Origin of the sequence: Streptococcus cristatus, assembly GCF_963529205.1 — a bacterium.
Lineage (GTDB): Bacteria > Bacillota > Bacilli > Lactobacillales > Streptococcaceae > Streptococcus > Streptococcus cristatus_O.
The window spans coordinates 1-2,880 of record NZ_CAURYF010000077.1 but is presented as its reverse complement, the minus strand read 5'-3'; the positions used below and the strand labels follow the sequence as shown (position 1 = coordinate 2,880).

Annotated in this window: 2 protein-coding genes; both read left to right on the top strand. The window is 42.3% G+C overall.

Going from position 1 to position 2,880, the window contains the following annotated elements; translation table 11 throughout:
* Nucleotides 1-56 precede the first annotated feature (56 nt).
* A complete protein-coding gene (gene topA, locus RWS39_RS09490; RefSeq protein ID WP_314482956.1) occupies nucleotides 57-2,150 on the top strand; it encodes a type I DNA topoisomerase in 2,094 nt (697 codons plus the stop codon).
* 60 nt (nucleotides 2,151-2,210) lie between these two features.
* Nucleotides 2,211-2,705 carry a phosphoribosylanthranilate isomerase gene (locus tag RWS39_RS09485; RefSeq protein ID WP_314482953.1) on the top strand — a complete coding sequence of 165 codons (495 nt, stop codon included), beginning with the start codon at nucleotides 2,211-2,213 and terminating at the stop codon, nucleotides 2,703-2,705.
* Nucleotides 2,706-2,880 lie beyond the last annotated feature (175 nt).

Sequence of the window (2,880 nt, the reverse complement as noted above, 5' to 3'; positions counted from 1 at the left end):
AGTTGACATCTATCAAAAAATAGTTTAAACTCTATGAGATTTATTTCTTATAGAAGGTGTCTAATTTGGTAACAAAAACAAAGAAAAAGTCTACGGTCAAAAAGAATCTTGTCATCGTAGAGTCGCCTGCCAAGGCAAAAACAATAGAAAAATATCTGGGACGAAACTATAAGGTTCTGGCCAGTGTGGGGCATATTCGTGACCTGAAAAAGTCCACTATGTCCATTGATTTTGAGAATAACTATGAGCCACAATACATTAATATTCGTGGTAAGGGGCCTTTGATTAATGACTTGAAAAAAGAAGCTAAGAAAGCCAAGCAAGTCTTTCTGGCGAGTGACCCGGACCGCGAAGGAGAAGCTATTTCTTGGCATTTGGCTCACATTCTCAATCTAGATGAAAAAGAGAAAAACCGTGTCGTCTTCAACGAAATTACCAAAGATGCGGTAAAGAATGCTTTTAAAGAGCCACGTCAGATTGATATGGATTTGGTCAATGCCCAGCAGGCTCGTCGGGTTTTGGACCGCTTGGTTGGCTATTCCATTTCTCCTATTCTTTGGAAGAAAGTCAAAAAAGGCCTGTCAGCTGGTCGGGTGCAGTCTGTCGCCCTCAAGCTGATTATCGATCGGGAAAATGAAATTAATGTCTTCAAACCAGAAGAATACTGGACAATTGACGCAACATTCAAGAAAGGAACTCGTCAGTTTCAAGCCAGCTTTTATGGCATGAATGGCAAGAAGATGAAGCTGACCAACAACGAGGATGTCAAAGAAGTCCTGTCTCACCTTAAGGGAGATGACTTTACAGTCGATAGTGTTGAAAAGAAAGAGCGTCGACGCAATGCTCCGCTGCCCTACACAACTTCCTCTATGCAGCAGGATGCCGCTAATAAGATTAATTTCCGGACTCGTAAGACCATGATGGTAGCTCAGCAGCTTTATGAAGGTATTAATATCGGCTCTGGCGTGCAAGGTCTGATTACGTATATGCGTACCGACTCGACTCGGATCAGCCCAGTAGCGCAGAATGAAGCGGCTAGCTTTATTATGGATAAATTTGGTGCCAAATATTCCAAACATGGCAGTAAGGTGAAAAATGCTTCTGGCGCTCAAGATGCCCACGAGGCCATTCGTCCTTCCAGCGTCTTCAATACACCAGAAAGCATCGCAAAGTATCTAGATAAGGATCAGCTCAAGCTTTATACGCTAATCTGGAATCGCTTTGTAGCAAGCCAAATGACAGCAGCGGTCTTTGACACCATGAATGTCAAATTAGAGCAAAACGGAGTTCAATTTGCAGCTAACGGTAGTCAGATCAAGTTTGATGGCTATCTGGCTATCTATAATGACTCTGACAAGAATAAAATGCTGCCAGACATGGAAAAGGGTGATACCGTCAAACGTGTCAATACCAATCCAGAACAGCACTTTACCCAGCCGCCAGCTCGTTATTCTGAAGCGACTCTCATCAAAACTTTGGAAGAAAATGGCGTTGGTCGTCCGTCTACCTATGCACCGACCATTGAAACCATTCAGAAACGCTACTATGTTAAACTGGTTTCCAAGCGCTTTGAGCCGACAGAATTGGGTGAAATAGTCAACGCGCTAATTGTCGAATTCTTCCCAGGCATCGTAAATGTGAAATTTACAGCCGAAATGGAAGCAAAACTGGATGATGTAGAAGTTGGAAAAGAACAGTGGCAGAAGATCATTGACGAGTTTTACAAACCTTTTGAAAAGGAAGTAGCTAAAGCTGAGTCTGAAATGGAAAAAATCCAAATCAAGGATGAGCCAGCCGGTTTTGATTGTGAGGTCTGCGGCAGTCCAATGGTCATCAAGTTGGGTCGGTTTGGCAAGTTCTATGCTTGTAGCAATTTCCCAGACTGTCGTCATACCCAAGCTATTGTCAAGGAAATTGGCGTGACCTGCCCACAGTGCCAGAAAGGTCAAGTTATCGAGCGTAAGACTAAGCGAAATCGTATTTTCTATGGCTGTGATCGTTATCCAGACTGTGATTTCACATCTTGGGATAAGCCAGTCGGTCGGAACTGTCCAAAATGTGACCATTATCTGATTGAAAAGAAAGTACGCGGCGGTGGCAAGCAAGTGGTCTGCAGCAATGGCGATTACGAAGAAGAAAAAGTGAAATAGTTATTTTTACATAATTTATATTACGTAATATGTTTTCTCCTGAAGAATAGGTACAGCTTTATGACAGATAAATTTGCAGAATTTCTAAAAATCGCGTCTCAACTGAACAAGATGGGAATTGTTCCACTGCTGATGGGCTCTCTAGGTCTGGAGCAGGTTACTGGACAGGACTGGCAGGCGCGCGATATCGACATTCACGTTCACGGTGATGAGCGTGGCTGGGAGGCACCAGATGAAGAACGGATTTATGATATGGATAAGATTGAACCCATGATGGAGCGCTTGGGGTATCGTTTGGTCGACCTGCACGAGCATGAATTCCAAAAAGAAGATTTGTCTATTGAATTTGGAGTCATGGAAACCTTGGAGGCATTTTCAGGTGTGCCAATAGCGGAGCTGACTCAAAAAGAAGTAGAAGGTGTTCAGTTTCTACTGCCAACTGCAGAGCAATTTTTAGCTATCTACCGCGCCTCTTCCCAAGATTCTTATCGAAATGATAATAACAATCGTAAAGATTTTGCTAAGATTGCTTATTTGGAAAAAATGATAGAATGAGAGACATTCAGGAATTCTCCTGTCTGTCTTTTTTACTTTCTTTTTGTTATAATGGACCAAGTATTAATTTAGAAAGATTTGTGGGTGCAAACAGTTCAGTGGATTGTTTTGATATGGACTTAGGTTCCACCCAAAGAGGTATTAGTGTCGTGTCTCAATCTTATATCAATGTTAT